We start from the raw sequence: 5,245 nt of genomic DNA, 5'->3' as shown, positions 1-5,245 counted from the left end.
AGTATACGGATGAGAAAGTTTCTCATATTGTAAAAGATGGAGTTAATGAGGCTAATTCGTATACGGATATGAAGTTTTCGACATTAAATTATGCTGTTGAGGATGTTCGAAAAGAGGCAAGACAAGCAGCAGCTGTTGGTTTAGCGGTAGCTGGTTTACGCTATAGTGATATTCCTGGAAAATTAACAATCGCATTTGGGAGTGGTTTATGGCGTAGTCAATCTGCTTTTGCTGTTGGTGCAGGTTATACTTCAGAGAACGGTGATATTGGTTCCAACTTGTCAATTACCACTTCTGGAGGTCACTGGGGTATAAGTGCAGGGGTTAATGTGATACTCAACTAATAAACGACTAAATCCATAAAATTGATTTGCCCTTTTCTTAAATAAGAAAAAGGCAAATTTTTTATCTTTTTCCAGAGCTCTCTAAAGCTATTCTAAATGTATAAAACTCCCGTAATTATATAAAATCCGAATATAAAAAGCCTCTGACAACTTTGTTGAGAATAAAAGACCTTAGTGGTAAAGATTCAAAAAATTGATTGCTATTATTTTGATTTGTTAAAATGCTTCACGCAATGTCAATACGAATATACCCTTTATTAAAAGGAGACAGTTTTAGCTTTTATTTTCGTATAGTTTTAAACGTATGCTTTATAATGCAACGATCTACAGATATGCAACGTACTCCAAACACAAGTATTGCTTTAGGGTAGTGGAGCGCAAACGGAAAAAGAATGGAGCGTTTCTGTAGGTAATATGGCTTACGCTTTAGAGAAAAGCAGTATCGCAATAGGTAGTGAATATAATAAGAAGAGCGAATACGGGGAAAATGATTATACTCTTTCGAAGAGTGATTATTCAACAGTAGTGGGAGCTGTTTCTAAAGTTTTAGAATATGGTTCGATTTCACTTGGTTACTCCGTGCATATACATTTGCTCAAGAAGCTATTTCTATGGGCTTCTATTCAAAAGCAAATGGGGTTGGAAGTATCGCTTTAGGTTCTTATTCTAAAGTGACGGTTGATGGGGGGCTATTGGGAACAACTCTGTGTCCGGTAGGGCTGATGGCGTTTTTGGGTATACGTCTCTTCTGCAAGGACCGGCTAAAAACCCTGAATCTCAATGGAAAAGTATGAAAGTTGCAGTAAGTATTGGTGTTCCTAGTAAGAATATAATGCAACAAATTATAGGCGTAGCAGCTGGTAGCAAACCTACCGATGCAGTGAACCTTAGACAGTTGCAGGATTTAGAAGAAGTTGTAAGAAAAAAGGGTGGAAACTGTTTATTGCTGGTGAGGAAGTTAAAGATATGGGTGCTAGATAGTACAATAAATTTTTCATCTGGAGTAAGTAACTTCAGGGTTAAAAGAGATAAGAACGATGAAAATAAGCTCATATTGAGTTTGGCTAATGATATAGCATTGAAAAGCATAACATTAGGAGAAAAAACAAAAGTAGATGCAACAGGCTTAGTAATTACTGATGTCCCGCAAATAACCACCGGTAGTATTAATGCGGCAAGTAAACAAGTAACAAATGTTGCAGAAGGAACTAGCAATACTGATGCAGTGAATTTTTCACAACTGAAGGGAATAAAAGAACAAGTAGCAGTGAGTATTTTTGTAAAATAGGATACAGCAACGAGACACATTACCATTAGTAAGGATATAGATGGGGTATTTTAGTAAAGAGCTTTCATAAATCCTCTAATGAAATAAAAAAATCTTATTCACGAAAAATAAACTGATGCCTAAGCGGATAATCAATAGGTACAAAAATTATATTTTTTTCAAAGAGATCAAAGCTAAAAACGACATGCAGCCTTTGATAGAAAAACGAAATCTATTCTAATATTAAGTATTTTTTTACCTTCCTCAAATTGACTTTCACAAACCTGCCTCTAATTACACCTCTAAAGGTGCCGCAGAAACGACAGCTTACGTCTTAATTTTATTTATGTCCTAAAAACACAGGCTGTAAGAGCGCGGACATGCAAGGGAAATAAGAAAGCTTTAGGGCTCTAGATTATACCTTTTTTGTGTTTTTAATCTATTATTATGAAGGGGGTATTATGAAAAAATTATACACTACACAAAATCTGCGTGATTTGAGTTTTTCTCGCTCACATTGTCGATCATCATTGTTTAAAGTAGCGTCGTTAGGAACTGCGGTTGCCTTATTTTTATCGAATGCTGCTCCTGTTTTTTCAGCAAATCTCGATTTAACAAAGGCATCTCTTGAAAATGTGAAGAATGCCGCTGTAGTTTATCCGCAAAGTACTATTTCTGCGTATGATGATTATAACAGTGGTATAGATGGTTATAATTCTGTAATAAATGTTTTAACAGTCGACGGAAGATTTGCATGGGAAGATGCGCAAAACATCTTCACAGTGAATAGCACGCTCGTTCCTGATTCAAAAAGGGATAAGAAGGCTAAAAAAGCTGTTGTTTTAGATCCAGAGAAATATAGGGCAAAAGAGAAAAGTTTTGCCATAAACTCTATGGCTCGCACTTCAGGGCTAGACGGTATTGCGATAGGTTCCGTATATGATAATCAAGATAGCATTGAGGAATATACATTCGCGAATGGTTACTCCTCAAAAGTGAGGGCTGATCGTAATGGAGCTATTGTTATAGATAAGAATGCTGAAACGCGGGCGTATGGCAATGTTGTTCTTGGGGACGGTTCTGCGACTACATCGCTTGCTGGCGCTGACGGTTACAGTCCTATCGAGCTAAGCGAAAAAAATAAAAACAGTGAGGTATGGAAAGGTACTGCAAATGCAGCGACTATTGGTGATTATAAAAATAAGGTAACACGCCAGCTTGAAGGAGTGGCTGCTGGTAGTTATTCTACTGATGCTGTTAATGTTGCACAGCTAAAAGCGTTAAAAACTTATGTAGACCAAGGTTGGCAGCTGTCTATTGGAGGTAAAAATGCCACAACGATTGGTATAAAGAGTACGGTAGATTTGTCGGCTGAAAGTAACAACCTTAAGATCACAAAAGGTGCGGAAGACAATAATGTAAAATTTGATCTAGCTAACAATATTACAGTGGAACGAGTTACCGCTGGGAGAAGCTCTGTAAGTGATGATGGCATTATATTTGCTGATGGGGCTAGAATAACTGTGGATGGTATTGATGCTGGCAATAAGCAGATTACAGGAGTGGCAGCTGGGGAAGAACCTTATGATGCAGTGAATTTTGCGCAGCTACAAGAGATAAAAAATCAAATAGCAGCAAATAGTCTTGTTAAGCAAGATGGTGGAGAAGAAGGTCGTATCACCATTGGTATAGAAACAGGTGGTTCTGAAATCAATGTTGCAAACAAATCGGGTGAAGATAGGATAATTTCCGGTGTGAAGGCTGCTGTAAACAATAACGACGCTGTTAATAAACAACAGCTCGATGGTCAGATTGCAGATGTTGTTGACACTATAAAAAGCAATAGCCTTGTTAAGCGAGAAGAAGAGACAAATCGTATCATCATCGGTAAGGAAATAGAAGGCACAGAGATTAATATTGCAAACAAATCAGGTGATGCTCGTGCAATTTCCGGTGTGAAAGAAGCAGTTAAGGATGATGAAGCCGTTAATAAAAAACAACTTGATGGTGAAATTGCAGATATCACGGACAGTATTAAGGTCATTAAAGAAGCAAATAACTTTGCGGTTCTTTATGATAAAAATGCAGATGGCACCATTAATTATAATAGCGTGACTTTGGGTGGTGATAAGACTACGGCACCAGTTTCTCTCCATAATGTACAAGCTGGTACAATTGCAAAAGGGTCGAATGATGCAATTAATGGTAGCCAGATTGAAAAAATATCTGGAGATATAGCAGGTATTTTTGGTGGTGATGCGGACTTTCACGACGGTATCTTGTTTGGTCCGCACTATCATTTATCGCACATTTCTGAAGATGGTGCAGCAGTAACTAAGGACCATAATAATGTTGGTACAGCTTTGACAGGGCTTGATGAGAATATAAACAATGTGAATGGTCGCTTAACACATGTAGCTGATGAGTTCACTCAGAAAATTGAGGGTGTTTCTAAAGATTCTCTATTGTGGAGTAATGATGAGCAGGCATTTTTGGCACAGTATGGAGAAAACAAAGAAAACAACAAAATTAAATTTCTTGCCAATGGAGATATTGCTGAAGATTCAACCGATGCAGTAAATGGTTCGCAGCTCTTTGCTACTAATCAGAATGTTAACACTGTTACGAATTATCTAGCAAAAATTTCTCAAAATACATCTAAATATTTTGGTGGTGGTGCAGATATATCTAACGGTAAGGCTCCCACTTACACTATTCAGGGTAAGCCACATAATGATTTTGAATCTACTTTTAATGCTGTTGATACTTCTATCACGAATATCCAAAATCAAATCACTAATGCAGCAAAGAATAGCCTTGTTAAGCAGGAAGGAGATGCAGGTACTATTACCATTGGTGTGACAACAGGGGGTACAGAAATTAATGTTGCAAACAAATCTGGTGAAGCTCGTACAATTTCTGGTGTAAAAGCTGCAGAGCGAAATGATGAAGCTGTTAACAAAGCTCAGCTTGATAAAAGTATAGAGAAGATTTCTAATGATATTAATCTTACAAGTGCTACTGCAGTTCTCTATGATAAAGAAAACGATACCGTTAATTATAATAGCATAACTTTGGGTGGTGATAAGACTACAGCACCAGTTTCCCTCCATAATGTTAAAGATGGGAAAATTGCTGAAGATTCGCATGATGCGATCAATGGTAGGCAGATTGAAAAAATATCTGGAGATGTAGCAAACATTTTGGGTGGGAATGCGGAATTTAGCGACGGTATTTTGTTCGGTCCGCTCTATCATTTATCGCGCATTTCTGAAGATGGCGTAGCAGTATCTAAAGACCATAATAATGTTGGTGACGCTTTGACAGGGCTTGATGACAATATCAACAATGTGAATAGCCGCTTAACACATGTAGCCAATGAATTTACTCAGAAAGTTGAGGGTGTTTCTAAAGATTCTCTATTGTGGAGTAATGATGAGCAAGCATTTGTGGCACAGCATGGAGAGGAAAAAAACAATAGCAAAATTAAGTTTCTTGCCAATGGAGACATTTCTGAAGATTCAACCGATGCAGTGAATGGTTCGCAGCTCTTTGCTACTAATCAGAATGTTAACACTGTTACAAATAATCTGGCAACAATTGCTAAAAATATATCAAAGTATTTTGGTGGTGG

Annotated in this window: 3 protein-coding genes and 1 pseudogene; all 4 read left to right on the top strand. The window is 37.4% G+C overall.

The features are described from left to right. On the top strand, positions 1 to 344 hold a 344-nt coding region (locus tag ACFIO5_RS09200; protein WP_375635017.1), incomplete at its 5' end, for a YadA-like family protein. 414 nt (positions 345 to 758) lie between these two features. After that, positions 759 to 1,001: a hypothetical protein gene (locus ACFIO5_RS09195; protein ID WP_375633132.1), complete on the top strand. Its 243-nt coding sequence runs from the start codon at positions 759 to 761 to the stop codon at positions 999 to 1,001. Between the two features lie 133 nt (positions 1,002 to 1,134). Beyond that, positions 1,135 to 1,632: a hypothetical protein gene (locus ACFIO5_RS09190; protein WP_375672157.1), complete on the top strand. Its 498-nt coding sequence runs from the start codon at positions 1,135 to 1,137 to the stop codon at positions 1,630 to 1,632. A 440-nt stretch (positions 1,633 to 2,072) separates the two neighbouring features. Next, positions 2,073 to 5,245: pseudogene (locus ACFIO5_RS09185) on the top strand (hypothetical protein); the annotation flags it as partial.

The sequence above is a fragment of the Bartonella sp. AA86SXKL genome, from assembly GCF_042196885.1.
This window is presented reverse-complemented; position numbering and strand designations above follow the sequence as displayed.

Bases quoted from the DNA above. Each gene is read 5' to 3' on its own strand.
- ACFIO5_RS09190 (WP_375672157.1), top strand. From the start codon at position 1,135: ATGAAAGTTGCAGTAAGTATTGGTGTTCCTAGTAAGAATATAATGCAA.
- ACFIO5_RS09195 (WP_375633132.1), top strand. From the start codon at position 759: ATGGCTTACGCTTTAGAGAAAAGCAGTATCGCAATAGGTAGTGAATAT.